Raw genomic sequence first — 19,695 nt, 5'->3', positions numbered from 1 at the left:
ATATGGTAACGTACTAAAGTAAAATGATAACTAATTAAAGGTGGTTTTATACAATATGAAACGTTTGGCGACTATTTTCCTGACCATAGCAGCGGTATTCTCGCTCCTAGTAGGATGCTCCAAATCGGGCGGAAAAGAACAAGACAACACACTTGTGATCGGGATCGATGATAAATTTGCACCAATGGGATTCCGAGATGAAAATAACGAAATTGTTGGTTTTGACATTGACTATGCTAGAGCTGCTGTAGAAAAAATGGGATATACGCCTAAATTTCAACCAATCGACTGGAAAACAAAGGAGTCTGAGTTAAGTAGTGGGCGAATTGATCTTATTTGGAACGGGTATACCATTACGGATGAGCGTAAAGAAAAGGTTCTTTTCACAAAGCCTTATTTGAAAAATGCACAGGTAGTTGCTACCCTGGCTAAATCAGATATTACTAAACTTGATGATTTATCAGGTAAGGTCGTCGGGCTTCAATCTCTTTCGTCTGCCGCAGATGCATTGAATAGTAATCCAGTTATATCCAAGATTAAGACAGTTACTGAGTTTGCTGACAATGTATTAGCATTGACTGATCTAAAGACAGGACGTATGGATGCGGTCGTTATTGATGAGGTTGTCATTGACTATTATATGTCAAAAGAGAAGGATACTTTTAAGTTGTTAGATGAATCACTTGCACCCGAAGAATATGGGGTAGGTGTGAAAAAAGGTAATGAGAAATTGTTGCAAAAGCTTCAAAAAGCTCTTGATGAGATGAATGAAGACGGCACAGCAGCTGAAATTTCGCAAAAGTGGTTTGGAGAAAATAAGGTATTAAAGTAAATAGAGTAAACAAATAGAGGACAAACAGGATTTCCTTTGGAAACCCTGTTTTGTTTTTGGAGGAATCATTTTCATGTCCTTAGATTATATGAACTCAATTCTTAAGCCCCTGCTAGAAGGGGCACAGGTGACTATTCTCTTGTTTTTGATTGCCATTGTGGTGTCCATTCCACTTGGTTTCATACTTACTCTGGCAGTTAGAAGCAATATCAAACCAATATCCTTGTTTGCCCAGGGCTATATATATTTGATGCGGGGTACGCCACTTTTGCTGCAGCTGTTGTTTATTTGCTTCGGGTTGCCACTACTCCCTGTGATTGGGGAATATTTGGTACTGGATCGCTTTGTCGCCGCCTCTTTAGGCTTTATTTTGAACTATGCTGCCTATTTTGCAGAGATCTTCCGCGGTGGTCTTCTGGCTATTGATAAAGGTCAGTATGAGGCTTCCCAAGTGCTCGGTTTGAATAAATGGCAGACCACAACGCGGGTCATACTTCCACAAATGTTTCGCATCGCACTTCCCGCCGTTTCGAACGAATCAATCACACTCGTTAAAGATACGGCGCTGCTCTACGCCGTTGCTGTACCGGAATTGTTACACTTTGCTCAGACTGCAGTGAACCGTGATTTTACGATTGTGCCTTTCTTCTTGGCTGGTCTCATTTATCTATTCATCACGCTCTTATTAACAATGCTCTTTAAATGGCTCGAAAAACGGTATAAATTTGACTAGGAAGAAGTGATAAATATGGCTATCATTGAAGTATCCAACCTCAAAAAATCATTTGGTAAGCTTGATGTACTGAAGCAGATTACTTTTGATGTAAATAAAAACGATGTGATTGCGGTGATTGGTCCCTCAGGCTCTGGGAAAAGCACGATGCTCCGCAGTTTGGTCCATCTCGAAGAAATAAACGATGGTAGTATCTTCGTATCCGGCGATTATCTTGTAAGGGACGGAATTTACTCCAAGCCGCAGGAGATTAAACGGATTACCACCAAGATGGGAATGGTCTTCCAACATTTTAATCTCTTCCCGCATCTCACGGTTACAGAAAATCTTGAGCTTGCTCCCAGAATGAAAAAGAAGGAGTCGTTAGAGGTTATCCGACGACGAAGCACTGAGCTCTTGCAGAAAATTGGCCTCTCTAATTGGGCAAAAGCTTATCCGTCAACACTCTCTGGCGGTCAAAAACAAAGAGTGGCCATTGCTCGGGCACTTATGACGAATCCCGAAATTCTATTGTTTGATGAGCCTACATCCGCATTGGACCCGGAATTGACAGGTGAAGTATTGCAAGTAATGAAGGACCTAGCCGAAGAGCAAATGACGATGATTGTGGTGACGCATGAGATGGGATTCGCCAAAGAGGTGGCGAACCGGGCTATTTTTATGGATAATGGAGAGATTATCGAATCCGGTCATCCAGCCGAGTTGTTTACGAACCCCCGGTTTGACAGAACGAAGGCCTTCTTGAGTCGAATATGAAATAATTCGTGACTCAGCATTATCCAATCTTGATTCTTTCATAAAAAGGCAAGAGCCATTCGATTTATAACTGCGAAATATAAAGAATATTTCAGGAGTAAGCACAGTTTACTCATGAAAAATGATGACTAGACTAATAATAATCAAATTCCTCTCTCGACTGATAAGCGACAGAGGTTTTTTCTTTTAATCAGTGAATCCCGACTACATAAACCTATGATGAAGAACTACCTCAGAATCTCTAGCAATTTGGAAATAATAAATGAAGGTCCGGTGTGCACATTGCGAATATGGAAAAAATAGAAAGAAGTGAAAACCATCAATTCTTTAGAAGAAGTAAAAATAAACGGAATAAAACAGTGGATTTATATTCGAAGTAAAAATATTAGCAATCCCATTATTCTTTTTTTACATGGTGGTCCTGGTGTGTCACACATTTATTGTATAAAAAAATACTTCGAAGACTTAGAAGACCATTTTGTGGTGGTAGATTGGGATCAACGGGGTTCGGGAAAAAGTTACTCAGAAAAAATACCTAAAGAAACCTACAATATCAATCAATATATTGAAGATGTAAGAGTTTTGGCTGAGTTATTAGCCACACGTTTTAATAAAGATAAGATATTTCTTGCATGTCATTCTTGGGGAAGTATTATTGGCCTTTTGGCAGTTCATAAATACCCACATCTTTTTCAATGTTATATCGGTATTGGTCAAGTAGTTAATATCGTTGAAGGAGATAGTGAAGCTTTTAATCATGTGTTAGAACAAGCTAAGTTAAAGAACGATGACCTAGCATGTAAAATGCTACAAAAAATTGGTCCACCACCCCATGATTCGCTTTATAAATCAGTAATGTTTCGGATTTTTCTTCATAAATACGCAGATGTTAATTTTAAAGAAACATTGCTTTTATGGAAAGACTTCTTTATAGAAATGCTTTTTTCTAAGGAATACAGCCTAATGGATAGTGTTAAATGGCTGAAAGGCATTAATTATTCAGGTAAGAGAATGAAAAAAGAAATGCTTTCTATTAATTTTATCGAGCAAATTAAAAAAGTGAAAGTTCCCGTCTATTTTTTGGCTGGAAGATTTGATTATATAACACCGAGTTCTTTAGTAGAAGAATATTATAAAATCATCGAAAGTCCATATAAAAAAATGATTTATTTTGAAAATGCAGCCCACAACTTACATTTCGAGGATACTGATAAATTTATTCAAGTTTGCTGCGACATTGCAAAGAGGCATGCGTAGGAGTGATACCTGTGCAAAAAGCCATGACGTATAATTCCACTTTCACTTCTTATACTAAAGGAAAGAAGGAGGGATACTGATGGCGAAGCGGACGAAGAAAAACGACGCAGATCAAAAGAACAAAAAAGGCTTTGATTCCAGCAAAACTGATTCCGAATTCTCCAAGGAATTTGGCAGTGCAAATGCTAATCGTGCACATAAAGAAAAGGCTAAAAAAGAAAAAGCGTTCAAAAATCAAGGTGAATGGAACGGGATGCATTGATTTTTCCTCTTTCAATATAAAGAAGAAAAGGAGCATATATCGAGATGACGCAATCTAAACGACAAGCAGAACGTCAATGGAAAGACCGAAAACAATCGCAAAATCCACATGGCAAGGTCCAGTCTTTTGAGCAACTTGCTGAAGATGCGGGAAAAAATGAATCTAATAAATAATCCTAAATAAATTAATGTCAATATCTTATCTTTAGGAGGTGTAGCATTGGAACCGGAACATTTTGAGAAAATCTACAACTCGTATCGCGAACAAAGCCAACAACAGGTAAACCTTGAAACAGCGCAAGAGAATACTTCAGGAAAAGAAGAAATTATTGCAGTTAGAAAAAATAATGATGGTGATATCATCGCTTTTAAAACGAAAACGGGGCGTGAATTGGATTATCTGACTGCCCTAGATGAAGCGAAAGCAGGGAATATCGCTCATATTGATGTATTTCATAAGTATGGCAGGGATATCATCCGGAGCGAACCTGATGGGATAAAAGAGAATAATTTAGATAACCTACCATCATTTTAAAAAAATAAATAGCCCCCCATCATCTTATCCGGGGGGCTATTTGTTTACAAATTGTTATTTTGTTGTTCAATTTCGTCATGGGCAAGCATTTCGTTTCCTCTTTCAACGGCGCGCTCTTCGTCAACGGAATCACCTGGGACTACGTTATTTAAGTTTGCTTGAATAAGCATTTTCTCCTCATTCACCACGGGGTTTTTTCTCTTCTTCATATTTTTCACTCCAATCTTCATTCCTAATAGCCTTTACAAATTCAAGTACTTCATACGAATAAAAAAATTAGTATCATTCATGTATGTATAGTGTTTTAACACTCAAGGAGCTGTTATGATGAAAGGGTTTTTTGACATTGATTTTTCAAGTATTCAAACATACTTTGTATCCTTAGCCTTATCAATAATTATTACTTATTTAATGATTTTTGTTATTAGGAAGCTATTAGGACAAATTTTTAAACATACGAGTATCATGGAAGATAAAAAGAAAGAAACGATAGAGAGTGTGGTTAAAAATACATCCAGATATATTTTAGCGATCATTATATTGATTGTAGCGATTAAACCTTTCGTTGTTGGCTTAAAAGAAGTTATTTTAGCTGGAGGAATCATTGCAGCTGTTATTGGTTTTGGTGCACAAAAATTAATCAATGATTTGTTGAGTGGCATTTTTATGATTTTCGAAGGGACGATTAAACGAGGGGACTTCATTCATATTAATGGAGAACCAGATGGTGGTACAGTTGAGGAATTAGGATTTAGAATTGTAAAGATCCGTTTAATCAATGGGAAATTAGTGACAATTTCTAATGGGGAAATTAGAGAAATTGTGAATGGCTCCGTTGAAAAAAGACGTATTTTCGAAAGTATCATCGTTTCTTTTAATCAAAACCCTGGGATTGTTAAAAACTTATTGCAGGAAGTTTGTGATGAGCTAAACCAAAAACAGGAACAATATTTAAAAATAGATAAAGAAACCGGCGAATTTGTGGAAATGTATCGAGTATATGGCTTACACTCGCTTGATGTTAGCCCACTTGGTTACAAGTTTTCCATCGTCGCAACCGTTAATGATACAGATTATTTAATCGCTTCTTTGGAAACAAAAGAAATTTTAGCTCAAAAGCTATACGATAACCAAATTAAAATGGCAGAGCAATTTATTAACAGAAATCAATCGCATTAAGTATCTTTCACAATTCAATTCAATGTGCATACCAGGGCAAAGCCAACCGTATGGTACAACAATCTCCTTCGTGCTTAGCATTGCTTAAATCAACTTTTATTCCATCAGGACTAAAACTGGTTTTGACTTTAATGGTTATACCGGTCGATAATATCAATTCAATCACTTTCTTTTGATTTGACTTTTGAGCAGCATCCATAAGGTTCCTCGCAAAACTTGGCGAAGTAGTAATTTTATTTACTAATAACGTTGCCTGATTCAAAAGTTCTTGGTATTTTTGAGCTGATTGATGAAGCTTCTTAATATCAACTGGTGGGTACATGCTTTGGGGTCTTAAAAGATGGGGAGGCATATATTGGGCAGGTAATGGAAAACCCCTCCATGGATACCAATTAGGATAAGTGTAATTGGGAATATTATACAAAGTGATTACCACCTATAAAGAAGATTTTTTATTATCATATTTAACAATGTGTATCATGGTGAGGAAAGAAAGACCAGCAATCATAAACGCTGGTCTTTTCTTGATTATCGAGAAAATCCGGTTATAAATGCAAAGATTCTCCCATATAAGAGTATTTACAAAAAAGAGAAAAAAGATATAGTAGTAATTAAAAGATCGATATCGTTTGAAAGCCATCCGACATTAATCGACAAAAACCGGGTGGTGACAGGCACTTTTAAAAAGGGGTAGAAAAAAGATGACGAGTGATAAGAAGCGGCTGGTTATTGAGGTGGCGCGCCTTTATTATCAGTTTGATTATACGCAGCAGGAGATTGCTAAGAAGCTAGGTGTTTCAAGGCCAACTGTTTCTCGATTACTTCAACAGGCGAAGGATCAAGGGTTTGTTAAAATTAAGATTATTGATCCATTTACGAATAATAATGAGCTATCAAAATCACTGCAAACAAAATACCATTTGGATGAAGTAAAAATTGCGTATGCAACAGTAGAAGAAGATCGCGAAATACTGCAAGTGATGAGTGAAGTTACGGCAAAATATTTATATGAAGTCGTTAAAGATGGAGATGTACTAGGTGTAACTTGGGGCACGACGATGCATAGAGTGGCCCTTCAATTAAAACAAAAACCGGTAAAAGGTGTGGAAGTCATCCAGTTAAAAGGCGGGGTTGGTCACTCACATGTGAATACGTATGAATCAGAAACGGTTTATTTATTTGCAGAAGCATTTAATACCATTCCACGCTATTTGCCGCTCCCAGTAATCGTTGATAATCCGATGGTTAAGGAAGTAATTGAATCAGACCGTCATATGAGTCGGCTCATCGATTTAGGAAAACAAGCGAATATAGCTATTTTTACCGTAGGCCCGGTAGATAATGAAGCTCCTTTATTTCGTTTAGGATATTTGTCCCCAGAGGAAAAATCTTTACTTCAGTCGGAAGCCGTTGGTGATATTTGTTCTCGTTTTTTTACACGGGAAGGGGATATTTGCAGTCCATCAATCAATGAACGGACGATCGGTATTGAATTAGAGGAATTGAAACAAAAGGAAAATTCAATCCTCGTTGCTGGTGGGACCCGCAAAGTAGAAGCCATTCATGGTGCTCTATTAGGAGGTTATGCCAACGTCTTTATTACTGATCAATATACGGCACAATCGTTGTTATTGCATGAATGAATTCTTGGCATAAGTAAAGGTAAATAAGGAAATAGTAAGAGAGTCAGCTTAGAAGTCTAGGTTGATTCTTTTTTTTATCCATTCTTTTGAACATTATTTCATAAGTGTTGCACATTTGTTCAAATGGGTGTTATAATCTGTTTATACGTTTAAGGATGACGGCCGTCTCCATGACTATGCTCTTTTTTATGTTGGCTTGAAAGCGATAACACTTATACTTCGATGGAGGAAACATTATGAATATCGTCTTTTACCTTACTGGACTTTTACTCGTGTTCGTTGTCGGTTATTTATGCAGTTATAATCGAAAGAACATTCGCTATAAATCAATTGCTATTATGCTTATTACACAACTGGTTTTAACATTTATTTTACTTAATACAAAATTAGGAATTGTCTCAATTGGATTTGTTTCTGCCTTATTTTCAAAGCTCGTTGACCTTGGGATTACGGGTGTGGACTTTGTTTTCGGTGGAATAGAAAATGAAGGCCAATTTACCTTTTTCTTAAATGTTTTGTTACCAATTATTTTTATTTCTGTTTTAATTGGGATATTAAATCAATTTAAAATCTTGCCTTTTATTATTAAATACGTTGGAATTATTTTAAGTAAGTTAAATGGCATGGGGAGATTGGAAAACTATATCGCCGTGTCGTCTGCTATCCTTGGCCAGTCAGAAGTATTCTTAACAGTGAAAGACCAAATGGATGATATTTCAAAAAGACGTTTATACACGTTATGTACATCTGCGATGAGTGCAGTTAGTGTTGCCATCGTCGGAGCGTATATGGAGTTAATTGAACCGCGTTACGTCGTTATCGCAATTGTATTGAATATCTTGTCGGCTCTTATCGTGGCTAACATCATTAACCCGTATGAATTATCGGAAGAAGAAGATACGCTAGCTATAGAATCAAGTAAAAAATTATCGTTCTTCCAAATGATTAGTGAGAGCATTATGGATGGATTTAAAGTTGCGATCATCGTGGCCGCGATGTTAATAGGATTTATCGCATTAATGAATGGTATTGATTATATATTCACGCTCGCATTTAATGTATCTTTCCAAAAGATCTTAGGATTTGTATTTGCGCCAATTGCATTTATAATGGGGATCCCATGGGCTGAAAGCGTTAATGCCGGGAGTATCATGGCGACAAAACTTGTGACAAATGAATTTGTTGCGATGTTAAGCTTTAAGGAAATTGCAGCTGGATTATCACCAAAAGCAGTTGGCATAGTATCTGTTTTCCTCGTAAGTTTCGCTAATTTTAGTTCAATTGGAATCATTACTGGAGCAGTAAAAGCCCTAAGTGAGAAACAAGGGGATGAAGTGGCAAAAAATGGCCTGAAATTACTGCTTGGTTCGACAATAGCTTCGGTTCTTTCTGCAACGGTTATCGGGCTATTTTTATAATAAATATAGATAAATCATTAAAAATAGGAGTGATGAGAGCATGCGTATGGTCGATATGATTGAAAAAAAGCGTGATGGGCACGAGTTAACCAAAGAAGAAATTGCTTTTGTAATTAAAGGGTATACAGATGGAACGATTCCTGACTATCAAATGTCCGCATTCCAAATGGCTGTCTATTTTCAAGGGATGACAGCAGAAGAAACAGCTGAGTTTACAATGGCGATGGTGGAGTCTGGAGACCAAGTAGACCTATCCGCAATCGAAGGCGTAAAGGTTGACAAACACTCGACAGGTGGAGTTGGTGATACAACGACGCTTGTACTGGCACCTCTTGTTGCTGCACTTGATATACCGGTTGCGAAAATGTCTGGTCGTGGACTAGGTCATACAGGCGGAACGCTAGATAAGCTTGAAGCAGTCCCAGGTTTCCATGTGGAAATTACTGAAAAGGAATTCTTCGATTTAGTAAATAAAAATAAAATTGCGGTCATAGGTCAATCTGGTAACTTAACACCTGCAGATAAAAAGATTTATGGTTTGCGTGATGTGACGGCAACAGTTAATTCTATTCCATTAATTGCGAGTTCCATTATGAGTAAGAAAATTGCTGCTGGATCTGACGCGATTGTGTTAGATGTAAAAGTTGGTGCTGGTGCATTTATGAAGGATTTACCGATGGCACGTGATTTGGCTAAAGCGATGGTTGAAATCGGCAATAAGGTTGGTCGTCAAACAATGGCGATTATTTCTGATATGAATCAGCCACTTGGATATGCGATTGGAAATGCTTTAGAGGTAAAAGAAGCGGTGGAAACCCTTCAAGGAAAAGGGCCTGAAGATTTACATGAACTTTGTTTAACTCTAGGCAGCTATATGGTACGTTTAGCAGGTAAAGCGGAAACGACGGAAGAAGCGCGGAAAATGTTAGAAGAAGTGATTGAAAATGGGAAAGCACTTGAGGTCTTTAAACTATTTTTACAATCGCAAGGCGGAGATACGTCCGTGATTGATGATATGACAAAACTTCCAACGGCACGCTTCCAAATAGAGGTTCCAGCAAAAGAAGCAGGCTATGTATCGCAAATCACCGCTGATGAAATCGGCACAGCAGCAATGATTTTAGGTGCAGGACGCGCAACAAAAGAGTCCGAGATTGATTTAGCAGTTGGCCTTGTGTTACACAAGAAAATTGGTGATCAAGTGGAAGTTGGCGAATCGATTGTCACGATTCATAGCAATACCGAAGATGTGGAGTCGGTAAAAGAAAAAATTTATCACGCTTATGAAATGTCGACTTCAAAAGTAGGACCTGCTACACTAATCCACGATGAAATCACAAAGTAAGGGAGAATGATGATATTGAATAAGGCAAAAATGATCGACCATACATTATTGAAGGCAGATGCAACGAAGCAAGGGATTACAACATTAATCGAAGAAGCAAAGGAATACGGATTTGCTTCTGTATGTGTGAATCCAACTTGGGTTTCCTACGCAGCTGAAAAATTACAAGGGACAGAAGTTTTAGTTTGCACAGTGATTGGCTTTCCGCTAGGTGCATCGACATCAGCAGTAAAAGCATTCGAAACCAAAGATGCCATTGCAAACGGAGCGGGCGAAATCGATATGGTCATTAATATCGGCGCATTGAAAGACAAAAATGATGCGTTAGTGGAAGAAGATATTCGCGCAGTAGTCAACGCTGCAAATGGAACATTAGTAAAAGTAATTATTGAAACATGTCTTTTAACTGATGAAGAGATCGTACGTGCATGTGAGCTTTCTGTAAAAGCAGGAGCAGACTTTGTTAAAACATCTACAGGTTTCTCAACAGGTGGAGCAACAGTGGAAGATGTCGCTCTTATGCGTAAAACAGTTGGCCCAGATATTGGTGTGAAGGCATCAGGTGGCGTTCGAAGTGGAGAGGACTTTGATGCTATGGTCAAAGCTGGGGCTACACGAATCGGTGCAAGTTCTGGTATTAGTATCGTAAAAGGCGAAGTATCAGACTCCAATTATTAAAAACATAGAAAGAGCTGTTCTAGGCGTACTTAGAACGGCTCTTTTTTTATTGAAACATAAAAATTGGGAGGAATTAAAGTGAAACTTATTAATTTCACAAACGTAGTAATATATTATTAACGAGTCATCCAAAAGGAGGAATCTATAATGGAATTTCTCATTGTCATTGGTTCGGTTCTTGTTATTTATTATCTTATTTTAATTCCGGTGCAATATAGAAACATTGCGGCAACAAGAGAGTCATTGAAAAAATCTCATTTAACTCATAATGAAATGTATGAAAAAATGAGTTTTGAAGAGCAACAACTTCAATTTAATCTGCAAGGAAATCTATTTAACTTACCTGCTACTTTGATTGCACAGCTAATTTATTATATTCGCCATCGGGATGATAAATGAAGTGCTTACCTTAAGAGTATTACTAAGAATAAACACCAATTGGCATGGGGTATACCGTGTGTTGATTGGTTTTTTTGAGTTGTAAATTCAGGTTCATTGGCTAGTTCGAACTTCAATGCTACAATTAAAGTAAACAGATTATAATGAGGTGTAAAAATGGATCTCAAAACATATTTGACATTAGATGCCACTGATATGGCGGAATTCATTCAAAAGAAAGAAATAGCGCCGAGTGAATTCATAGAATTAAGTTTTCAACAATTAGAAAAAGTGAATCCAAAGCTAAACGCAGTGACACATGCTCGAATGGAAAAAGTAATGGAAGAAGCAAAACGAATGACCATAGAGCACCGCCCGTTTGCAGGGGTACCGATATTATTAAAAAATATATCGCAATCTTTAAAAGGCGAAGCGATTACTTCAGGATCCTCATTATTTAAATCCATGATTTCAGAACATGATTCTAACTTTGTGGCTAAGGTTCGAGAGGCAGGGTTTTTATTTTTAGGTCATACAAATACACCTGAATTTGGATTGAAAAACATTACAGAGCCGGTGTTGCACGGACCGACGAGAAATCCATGGAATCCTGAGTACTCGCCTGGCGGTTCGAGTGGTGGGGCAGCGGCGGCGATTGCATCAGGAATTGTTCCGATGGCAGGTGCAAGTGATGGTGGTGGATCGATTCGAATTCCTGCTTCTTTTTCCAGTTTATTTGGACTTAAGCCGACAAGAGGAAGAACACCTGTAGGTCCAGGAGTTGGCCGCCAGTGGCAAGGGGCATCCATCGACTTTGTACTTAGTCGGAGTGTACGGGACAGCGCGGCCATGCTAGATGCGCTTCAAGTCGTTCAGCAAGAGGCGGCATTTCAAACACCATTACTCACAGGAAATTCTATAGATGCAATGAATGAACCTTTTAAGAAGCGTTTAAAGATTGCTTTTACAACTAAATCGCCAGTTGACACACCTGTTTCAGAAGAGGCGAAATTAGCAGTTGAAAAAATAGTGAGATGGTTAGAAAAAGAGGGACATATCGTTGAGGAACAAGAAAACGATGTAGACGGGGTTCAATTAATGAAGGATTATTTTCTTATGAATAGCGGAGAAATTTCTTCAGTTGTTGAACAATTGGAAAGATCAATTGGGCGATCGATTACAGCGGAAGACGTTGAAATCGAAACGTGGATGCTAAATGAAGCCGGAAAATCAGTGTCTGCGGCTAAATACTCGGCAAGCCTTGCATCATGGGATACAGCTGCCGCACAAATGGCCAATTTTCATAAAACGTATGATTTTTACATAACACCAGCAACGGCATTCACAGCACCTAAAATCGGTGAGTTAACGCATTCTAATGCTGACCAAGAACGCCTGCGTGCACAGATGAAGGAAGCTCGTAACAGTGAAAAACAACAAGAATTAATATGGGATATGTTTTTACCGAGTTTAACGTACACACCTTTCACTCAACTAGCTAATTTAACAGGACAGCCTGCTATATCCGTTCCGGTTCACCTTTCAAACGAGGGTCTGCCATTAGGTGTCCAGGTTATGGCACCAAAAGGCGGAGAAAGACGTCTTTTACAGCTAGCCGCACAGCTTGAGCAAACTGACTTATGGGTGGGAATAAAAGGCAACCCGATATTTGCATGAAAAAAATTGGAGTCTTCATTTAGATGAGGACTCCGTTTAAGTTTGGGGCAAACCAAACGAAAGAGACTAAATGTCTCAATATTTTTCTTTATCGACAAGAATGTTTATAATGGAAATTGCATGTTTATTTTAAAAATCTAAAAGTAGGAGTTTGTATCTTGAATCAATCGCAGAAATTATCCATACAGAAAAATATAACGGTCGGACTTATGCTGTTTGCACTTTTTCTTGGGGCAGGAAATATTATCTTCCCACCCAAACTTGGGCAGATGGCAGGTGACAATTTTGCTATTTCCATGATCGGATTTCTCATTACAGGCGTGGGGCTTCCTTTATTAGCGGTTATTGCCATTGCTAAATCTGGTCGAGATCTCGAATCAATCGCAGGCCGGGTGCATCCTATTTTCGGCGCCGTTTTTACAATGATTGTTTATTTATCAATTGGCCCGTTTTTCGGAATTCCACGCACAGCAACTGTTTCTTATGAAATTGGAATTGTGCCATTTTTGCCAGAAGCAATTAAGAACACCGGATGGACCCTCGCATTGTTCACCATTATGTTCTTCATTATCACGATCCTTTTTGCAATGAATCCGACCAAACTTGTCGACCGTATTGGTAAAATACTGACACCAGTTTTATTAATTGTTATTGCACTTCTTGCACTCAAAAGCTTTATAACACCAATGGGGCCGATGGGAGCCCCGATCGATTCTTACGTGGGCAACGCTTTTTTTGAAAGTTTCGTCCAAGGGTATTTAACGATGGATGTCATCGCTGCTCTTGTGTTCGGTATCGTTGTCATCAACGCTTTAAAGAATGAAGGGGTACGAGAAAGTAAATCACTTATTAAAGCTACCGTCATTGCCGGCGTGATCGCAGCAGCAGGTCTTTCCCTTGTTTACCTCTCACTTGGGTATATCGGAGCGACAAGTATCGAAGCAATCGGAGTGCAGGAAAACGGAGGGGCTATTTTAGCGCTCGCTTCTAAAGTTCTTTATGGACCATCAGGGACGATAATCCTTGCTCTTACTATCATGTTCGCATGTTTAACAACATCAATCGGGCTTGTCTCCGCATGTGCTCAATATTTTGAGAAATTGATGCCGAAAATTTCATATACGACATTTGTTTTCATTTTCGGAGGATTTAGCGCGTTTGTAGCGAACGTCGGGCTAACGAAACTCATCCAAATTTCGGTCCCGGTATTGCTTATGGTTTATCCGCTCGCCATCGTTCTTATGCTTCTGTCTTTCATTGACAAATCATTCGAACGTTCGCCGATCGTTTATTCACTTGCCCTGATTGGGACTGCAATCGTCAGTATTTTTGATGGACTGAAAGCTGCGGACATACTAATCCCATCCATTGACAACATACTTTCCATCTTACCGCTCTACGAACAAGGAATCGGCTGGCTCGTACCGGCAATCGTCGGTGGCCTAATCGGATTACTCCTCCGCCCAAAATAATTCGGGCCGTGCCTGTCACCGCCCGAAATTTGTCGATTTTTGTCACCGGTCAAATAATTGTATAGTTGATAAAATAGCAGGAATCAAAAGCGATTCCTGCTTTTGGTATTCGGGTCGTGCCTGTCACCACCCGCTTTTTGTCGAATGGTGTCTGATGATAAATACCGAAGATGAGTGAAAGGAATTGCGGGTGGACTGAATAGTCTGTTAAATTTAAACAGAATTCATTAGTTTATCTACATAATGCAAACGGGGTGTTTATTATGGAGAAGATTGTATCTTTCAAAAATGTATCATGGCGAAGAAGCGGGCAAGAAATTTTGAGCGAGATAAACTGGGATATGGAACAAAATGAGCGGTGGGCGATTCTTGGTTTAAATGGATCGGGAAAAACTTCCCTCCTCAATATTGTAAACGGTTATTATTTTCCATCTGCAGGAGAAGTGACGGTGCTTGGGAATCGATTCGGAAAAACAAGTTTACCTGAACTTCGCAAGGAAATTGGCTATGTCAGCAGTTCATTAGAGCGATTTGCTCAAGTACTGGACTATGAAACGGTCGAAGAAATCGTTGTGAGTGGGAAATTCGCTAGTTTCGGATTATATGAGCAAGTTTCAAAAACGGACTGGGAAAAGGCTGATGCATTAATAAATAGTTTTCGTTTAGATTATTTGAAAGGGAAACCTTATCATCTTTTGTCACAAGGCGAAAAAAGAAGAGTGTTAATCGCTAGAGCTTTAATGAGTAGTCCTAGAATTCTCATTTTAGACGAGCCATGTTCAGGATTAGATATTCTTTCCCGTGAAGAAGTCCTATCATTAATGAAAGAGATAAATTGCCAGTTGATTTATGTGACGCATCATATTGAAGAACTTGTTAATGAAATTACTCATGTTCTCCTTTTACATAACGGAAAAATAGTTGCGGCAGGACCGAAAGAGGAGGTTGTGAAAGACGATTTATTATCAACAACTTTTCAAATACCTGTAAGTGTGCGCTGGGAAGAGGGACGGCCATGGCTAACGGTAAATAGAGAAATGGCCGAAAAAAGCGAACTCGTGAAGAGTAGAAAATAGGGGAAAATATGAACATTATAAAAGATTTTAAAGCATTTTTAAAAATAAAAGGTGCTTGGTATTTGCTTCTGGGCTTATTTTTGTATGGAATTGGTCTAGGAATATTAGCCCCAATGAATGCTGTTTACATGAGCGAAGGGATAGGTTTGACTAAAGGGGAAATTGCGACGATTTTCTCAGTTTCAGTGTTACTGAATATGGCGATCACAATCTTAATTGGTTTTATTAGTGATAAAATGAAACGCAAAAAGCCACTTCCTATTTTCGCATTAATATTGTGTATGTTTGGCCTAATTTTGTATATGCAAGCAGATACTTTTTTGGGAGCCTTGATTGGAATGGTCATTGCTGTAGCACCTTCGGGTTTAATCATGGGTCAAATGTTTGCGATGGCGCGTAATCATTTTATGCAGCTAGCTCCGGGGATTTACGAGATGGCCCAAATTTGGCTCCGTGCGATGATGAGTGTGGGCTTCTTTGTCGGTTTGCTTGTAGGAGCTAATTTGTATTTAGTAGCAAGCTTTCAAGGGATTTTATGGGGGAATTTTTTAGGTTACTTTCTCCTTTTTGTCCTTTTGCTGCTTTATAAAGAATATGAACCAGTGGAGATAAATTCAAGCAATACTAAAGGAGAAACTTTTTCTTTGGTTATGCTCCTTGCTCTTCTGCTTCTTGGTTGTGCAGATTCACTAAGAGGACTTTACTTGCCACTCGTTGTCGTAGATTTATTTGAAAAACCACAATTAATGTCTTATTTATGGAGTGTGCAAGCTGTATTTGAATTGCTCTTTATGACGTTCTCCGGATATTGGGCGATGAAATTTGGAAGTAAGAGGATTATTTTGCTCAGTAGTTTTTGTGCGATCGTCACATACTCGATCTATAGTACGAGTCCGCCTTTGTTTGTTTTCTTCCTCGTCCAACCGCTTTACTCATTTTATGTGTCCGTTTTATTCGGGGTGGCCATGGGCTACGTGCAAAGAATGTTCCATACGAAAATTGGTTTCGGATCGAGTCTATATGTATTTCTATTTCAAATGGCATCCCTCATTGGATACGTATTGCCGTTTATTGTAGAAGGCTACAAACCACAAATCTTCATTATCCCAACCGCCCTCGTCGGAGCAGGCATCCTGCTGATGATCGGCCTGGCAGCCTATAACCGCCAAAAACAAGCCCCACTCACAATGTGACAAATTCCGACAAGTGACAGGCACCACCCGGTTTTTGTCGAAGTGTGTCATTGAAAAAGAAGCAGGAACCTGAATGAATTAGGGTTCCTGCTTCTTTGTTTTTATTTGTAGGCCAGTTTGTATATGGGGATGAGTGTTTCGAATGTTTCCTTCGCTAGGTTAATAAATTGATCGCCGTCTTTCAATAGCGGGTCATTGGCGTCTATATGGCGGCCGATGAGAAATTCTGCTTTTTTGACATCACGAAAACGTTCGAGTGATGTCTTCAAATTTAGGTCTGCCATTGAAACGGCGTCTTTTTTCATATGATCTAGTGACACAACGAAATCCTCTGGAATTGTCTGCTTCAACGTCTTAATATTCTTGAGGAATTTCTTAGCTATTTCCTGTTTACCAGGCAGTTCATATATAAATGCCAGCCAAATAAAAACGTGGTCGTCAAAAACGCCGATTTGAAAATGTGGATGTTGTTTATAACCCCGTTTGTTATTAGCAATGGCCAGCCATGTATCTTTCGGTGGGTTGACTGTCCGTCTTGCGTGTCTTGCGATATGTAAAAACATCTCGGTTCCAATCATCGCGGAAAGATCATTGGTTAAAATGTCACCGATCATCTTGAATTTCGGCTGAATCCTTTCTTGTATCGCTTCCATTCTTTCCTCGAGACCTTCTATATGAAAAGTATCAAAATCCTTTTTTTCGAATCCAAAAAATAACATGTTTATCATTCCTTCTTGAAGATTTATTCATTTTCTGATCATATCATCTCTTAATAAAACAAAGAAGTAAATAAATCGAGTCTTCGGGTTAGGGCGAACATGATATAATCGTATCAAAATGAAAGTTTAACATGATCGAATAGGGAGTTTTACAACCATGGAATTAACAGATAAACCACGCTTTTTTAAGCTGCCTGCAGGTGCGAACTCACATCAGCTGCCGTTTGCAGAAATTGCTGAAACTGAAACGAGCAAGGAAATCGTGAAATCTTCGGAGTCAGATGCGTTTTATTTTAGGGGTCTTGAACAACAAGGCATTAAATTGAATCGTTCACAAATTGATGCGGTTCGAGAGGTGAGCGGCCCGCTACTAATTTTAGCTGGTGCTGGAACAGGCAAAACGTCTGTACTTGTGTGCAGAACAGGATATTTGCTTCGTGTTGAACAGGTTGCTCCGCAAAACATATTGCTCATGACATTTACGAAAAAAGCTGCAGACGAAATGAAAGAAAGAATTGCTTCTCTGCAAGACGTTGAAAAGCGACAAGCAATACAAGTGGAAGTCAGAACCTTCCACTCCTTCTTTCTTCAAATATTAAGGCATTCAGGTTATCGTCACGAAATGGTGACAAATGACAAGTTTAAACAAATTATCTTAAAGAAAAAGATGAGAGAGCTCGGATTAGCAGATGAAATCCAGCCCGAGTCAGTGTTATCACTGCTATCCTTTTATAAAATGAACGGAAAGACTATAAAGAATATGCCTGAAAAATCACAGGCTGACAAAGAGATTAAACAATTGGCAGCTTTTTATGAGCAATGGAAAAAAGAAAATAATAAACTTGATTTTGATGATGTTTTGACAGAGGCATTTTCACTGTTAAAGCATGACGAACGTTTGCTAAAAACATTACAGCAGCGGTTTCAATATGTGATGGTTGATGAATTTCAAGATACGAATCCACTGCAGTATGAGTTGATTAAACTCATCGTCGCCCCGCAAAACAACCTATGTGTGGTGGGAGATGATGATCAAACAATCTATGCTTTTCAGGGTGCAAAGAATGATATTATATTGAATTTTGATCGCCAATATCCTGAAGTGAAAACGGTCGTTCTAACGATCAACTACCGGTCTACTTCGCCAATTGTTGGCCTGGGAAATGCGGTTATCCGCCAGAACAAAGAACGGAAAGAAAAGCAGCTTCAGTCGACGCGAAAAAGTAGTGTCGTTCCTATCTATTTCCGGCCATGGTCAACGGACGAGGAAGCGGAATGGATCGCGGAGGAGATTCGAAGGAAAGTGAACGAAGGCGGCAGTCAATTTAAAGATATCGCCATTCTCCATCGGACCGCAAGTAACAGCAGGGCTATATTTGAACAATTAGCGCTTGATGAAATTCCTTTTTTTGATTATGGGATGGGTGGCCATTTTTTCTATGAACATAGCAGCGTGAGTCCAGTGCTTGCCTATATGCGCTTGGCGCTTAATCCACTTGACTGGCATGCATTTGAAACGATTTTGCCAACTTTGTATATTCAAAGAGAATCAGGTATGCAGCAAGTACATGCTGAACAAATTCGCAATCCCAGGCAGTGCCTCATTGATCATCTCGTTGTGATGCGATCCCTCAAGCCATACCAGCTCAAGTCGATTGAACAAAAAAGGAAATTACTTCAACAGTTACCCTCATTAGAGCCTAAAGAAGCAGTGATGAGGATTCGCCGGCAATTTTTCGATAAGTATCTGGAAACGAATGATCGCCAAACGGATACAACCCAAAAGGAATCGATGAAGGAACAGTTAGATGAACTTGAAGCCTCTGCCAACCGCTTCGAAAAGTTGGCAGATATGTTGAATTTTATTAAAGACATGAAACTGCGTCATGAACAAATGAAGAATGTCGCCAATGATCCTGAAGCTGATGTTGTAAAATTGATGACCATTCATAAATCGAAAGGTCTCGAATTCCCAGTTGTATTCTTTATTGGAGCATCGGAAGGTATCGTACCTCATGTTACCGCAATTGATGTTAAAAAATATGAAGATATGAAACTAAAAATAACTGCGGAGGCTGAACAGTTTAAGGCTCTTGAAGAGGAGCGTAGACTCGCCTATGTTGCGATTACTAGAGCCAAAGAAGAGCTGTACATTAGTTCACCAGTCTTTTATCGCGGTAAAAAAATCGAAGTATCAAGATTTATCAAGGATGTTTTTACTTTAGAGGAAAAAACAACAACGTTGAATCGGACCGGGAAAGTAAGAGAATCATCTATGGAAAAACGCAAAGTGTACGCATGGATTTGCACGTCAAGCAACTGTATTGCCTGGCAAAGGATTGAGTCACATGAAGAGGCGGTCCAACTAAGTAAAAATTGCCCACTATGTTCTTCGCCGATGGAAAAAGGCGAAAAACATGTGTAAAAAAAATGATTTGGGCATGGATTTAAAACTAGCAATCTCAGAAGAAATTATTTGTAGGTTACCGCTTTTCTTCCAATGTTGTCAGCTCTCCTAATCAACGATAGAATAAATATATCTA

Annotated in this window: 21 protein-coding genes; 18 read left to right on the top strand and 3 right to left on the bottom strand. The window is 38.8% G+C overall.

Annotated elements, in window-relative coordinates:
• The first annotated feature begins 55 nt into the window (after positions 1 to 55).
• The 7 genes from KHA88_RS18785 to KHA88_RS18760 all read left to right on the top strand — a co-directional run bounded on the left by KHA88_RS18785 (position 56) and on the right by KHA88_RS18760 (position 4,374).
• On the top strand, positions 56 to 832 hold the full coding sequence (locus tag KHA88_RS18785) for an amino acid ABC transporter substrate-binding protein (protein ID WP_213099525.1): 777 nt from the start codon (positions 56 to 58) through the stop codon (positions 830 to 832).
• Positions 833 to 905: 73 nt separating this feature from the next.
• Positions 906 to 1,565 (top strand): amino acid ABC transporter permease, encoded by a 660-nt coding sequence (locus tag KHA88_RS18780; protein ID WP_213099526.1) that lies wholly within the window; start codon positions 906 to 908, stop codon positions 1,563 to 1,565.
• A 15-nt stretch (positions 1,566 to 1,580) separates the two neighbouring features.
• A complete protein-coding gene (locus KHA88_RS18775) occupies positions 1,581 to 2,321 on the top strand; it encodes an amino acid ABC transporter ATP-binding protein (protein ID WP_249306290.1) in 741 nt (246 codons plus the stop codon).
• 309 nt (positions 2,322 to 2,630) lie between these two features.
• On the top strand, positions 2,631 to 3,578 hold the full coding sequence (locus KHA88_RS18770) for an alpha/beta fold hydrolase (RefSeq protein ID WP_213099527.1): 948 nt from the start codon (positions 2,631 to 2,633) through the stop codon (positions 3,576 to 3,578).
• A gap of 79 nt (positions 3,579 to 3,657) precedes the next feature.
• Positions 3,658 to 3,840, top strand: coding sequence for a hypothetical protein (locus KHA88_RS18765; protein WP_213099528.1), 183 nt, complete (start codon positions 3,658 to 3,660; stop codon positions 3,838 to 3,840).
• 44 nt (positions 3,841 to 3,884) lie between these two features.
• Positions 3,885 to 4,013 (top strand): DUF6254 family protein, encoded by a 129-nt coding sequence (locus KHA88_RS21075; protein ID WP_249306236.1) that lies wholly within the window; start codon positions 3,885 to 3,887, stop codon positions 4,011 to 4,013.
• 46 nt (positions 4,014 to 4,059) lie between these two features.
• A complete protein-coding gene (locus tag KHA88_RS18760) occupies positions 4,060 to 4,374 on the top strand; it encodes a DUF3892 domain-containing protein (protein ID WP_213099529.1) in 315 nt (104 codons plus the stop codon).
• 44 nt (positions 4,375 to 4,418) lie between these two features.
• Here KHA88_RS18760 and KHA88_RS18755 read toward each other — a convergent pair whose 3' ends face one another.
• A complete protein-coding gene (locus KHA88_RS18755) occupies positions 4,419 to 4,583 on the bottom strand; it encodes a hypothetical protein (RefSeq protein WP_213099852.1) in 165 nt (54 codons plus the stop codon).
• Between the two features lie 118 nt (positions 4,584 to 4,701).
• Between KHA88_RS18755 and KHA88_RS18750 the strand changes: the two genes are divergently transcribed.
• Entirely contained in the window at positions 4,702 to 5,553 is an 852-nt protein-coding gene (locus KHA88_RS18750; protein WP_213099530.1) for a mechanosensitive ion channel family protein, read from the top strand.
• A gap of 19 nt (positions 5,554 to 5,572) precedes the next feature.
• Here KHA88_RS18750 and KHA88_RS18745 read toward each other — a convergent pair whose 3' ends face one another.
• Positions 5,573 to 5,977: a YuzC family spore coat inner layer protein gene (locus KHA88_RS18745; protein WP_213099531.1), complete on the bottom strand. Its 405-nt coding sequence runs from the start codon at positions 5,975 to 5,977 to the stop codon at positions 5,573 to 5,575.
• 277 nt (positions 5,978 to 6,254) lie between these two features.
• Between KHA88_RS18745 and deoR the strand changes: the two genes are divergently transcribed.
• From deoR to KHA88_RS18700, 9 genes are all read left to right on the top strand, one after another.
• Complete coding sequence (gene deoR, locus KHA88_RS18740) at positions 6,255 to 7,196, top strand: DNA-binding transcriptional repressor DeoR (RefSeq protein WP_213099532.1); 942 nt, start codon at positions 6,255 to 6,257, stop codon at positions 7,194 to 7,196.
• 236 nt (positions 7,197 to 7,432) lie between these two features.
• Positions 7,433 to 8,614: a NupC/NupG family nucleoside CNT transporter gene (locus KHA88_RS18735; RefSeq protein ID WP_213099533.1), complete on the top strand. Its 1,182-nt coding sequence runs from the start codon at positions 7,433 to 7,435 to the stop codon at positions 8,612 to 8,614.
• A 40-nt stretch (positions 8,615 to 8,654) separates the two neighbouring features.
• The gene (locus tag KHA88_RS18730; RefSeq protein WP_213099534.1) at positions 8,655 to 9,959 is read left to right on the top strand and encodes a pyrimidine-nucleoside phosphorylase; all 1,305 of its coding nucleotides are present in this window, start codon (positions 8,655 to 8,657) and stop codon (positions 9,957 to 9,959) included.
• A 15-nt stretch (positions 9,960 to 9,974) separates the two neighbouring features.
• Positions 9,975 to 10,637 (top strand): deoxyribose-phosphate aldolase, encoded by a 663-nt coding sequence (gene deoC, locus KHA88_RS18725; protein WP_213099535.1) that lies wholly within the window; start codon positions 9,975 to 9,977, stop codon positions 10,635 to 10,637.
• A 147-nt stretch (positions 10,638 to 10,784) separates the two neighbouring features.
• Complete coding sequence (locus KHA88_RS18720) at positions 10,785 to 11,036, top strand: DUF3949 domain-containing protein (protein WP_213099536.1); 252 nt, start codon at positions 10,785 to 10,787, stop codon at positions 11,034 to 11,036.
• Between the two features lie 156 nt (positions 11,037 to 11,192).
• Positions 11,193 to 12,692 carry an amidase gene (locus tag KHA88_RS18715; protein ID WP_213099537.1) on the top strand — a complete coding sequence of 500 codons (1,500 nt, stop codon included), beginning with the start codon at positions 11,193 to 11,195 and terminating at the stop codon, positions 12,690 to 12,692.
• Positions 12,693 to 12,850: 158 nt separating this feature from the next.
• A complete protein-coding gene (brnQ, locus tag KHA88_RS18710) occupies positions 12,851 to 14,164 on the top strand; it encodes a branched-chain amino acid transport system II carrier protein (protein ID WP_283247457.1) in 1,314 nt (437 codons plus the stop codon).
• Between the two features lie 263 nt (positions 14,165 to 14,427).
• Positions 14,428 to 15,240, top strand: a complete 813-nt coding sequence (locus KHA88_RS18705) for an ABC transporter ATP-binding protein (RefSeq protein ID WP_213099538.1) — start codon at positions 14,428 to 14,430, stop codon at positions 15,238 to 15,240.
• A gap of 8 nt (positions 15,241 to 15,248) precedes the next feature.
• A complete protein-coding gene (locus tag KHA88_RS18700; RefSeq protein ID WP_213099539.1) occupies positions 15,249 to 16,433 on the top strand; it encodes an MFS transporter in 1,185 nt (394 codons plus the stop codon).
• Positions 16,434 to 16,534: 101 nt separating this feature from the next.
• Here the strand turns inward: KHA88_RS18700 and KHA88_RS18695 are convergent, their stop codons facing one another.
• Complete coding sequence (locus tag KHA88_RS18695; RefSeq protein ID WP_213099540.1) at positions 16,535 to 17,152, bottom strand: YktB family protein; 618 nt, start codon at positions 17,150 to 17,152, stop codon at positions 16,535 to 16,537.
• 157 nt (positions 17,153 to 17,309) lie between these two features.
• On the opposite strand from KHA88_RS18695, the gene KHA88_RS18690 reads away from it, so the two are divergent.
• Positions 17,310 to 19,577, top strand: coding sequence for a UvrD-helicase domain-containing protein (locus tag KHA88_RS18690; protein ID WP_213099541.1), 2,268 nt, complete (start codon positions 17,310 to 17,312; stop codon positions 19,575 to 19,577).
• Positions 19,578 to 19,695: the final 118 nt, after the last annotated feature.

Origin of the sequence: Lederbergia citrea, assembly GCF_018343525.1 — a bacterium.
GTDB classification, from domain to species: domain Bacteria; phylum Bacillota; class Bacilli; order Bacillales; family Bacillaceae_C; genus Lederbergia; species Lederbergia citrea.
The sequence above is the reverse complement of the archived record's forward strand: the minus strand, read 5'-3'. Positions and strand labels throughout refer to the sequence as shown.